Source organism: Aquabacterium sp. A08 (genome assembly GCF_011742065.1).
Map to the genome: position 1 here is coordinate 1 of NZ_JAAQQT010000190.1, position 329 is coordinate 329.

1 protein-coding gene is annotated in these 329 nt (G+C 75.4%); it reads left to right on the forward strand.

The window, feature by feature from the left end; translation table 11 throughout:
* Positions 1 to 329 (forward strand): 2Fe-2S iron-sulfur cluster-binding protein (locus HA630_RS26780; protein WP_243855303.1); only part of this gene is annotated, 329 nt, incomplete at both ends.

Sequence of the window (329 nt, forward strand, 5' to 3'; positions counted from 1 at the left end):
CTGGCCCACGCGGTGCACGGCCAGGCGCTGTGGACGGCCGCCGACCTGGCCTGCGACCCGCTGATCGACCGCCAGGGCGCCGCGCTGCACCCGGCGCAACAGGCCTTGCTGGACGCGCACGGCAGCCAGTGCGGCTTTTGCACCCCCGGCTTTGTCATGAGCCTGTTCGGCCTGTACCAGAACCGCTGCGCGCGCGGCCAGGCCGTTGACCGGGCCACCGCACAGGCCGACCTGTCGGGCAACCTGTGCCGCTGCACCGGCTACCGCCCCATCCTCGACGCCGCGCAGGCCATGGGCCAGGCGCCGGCCGCGCGGGTGGACGAGGCGCG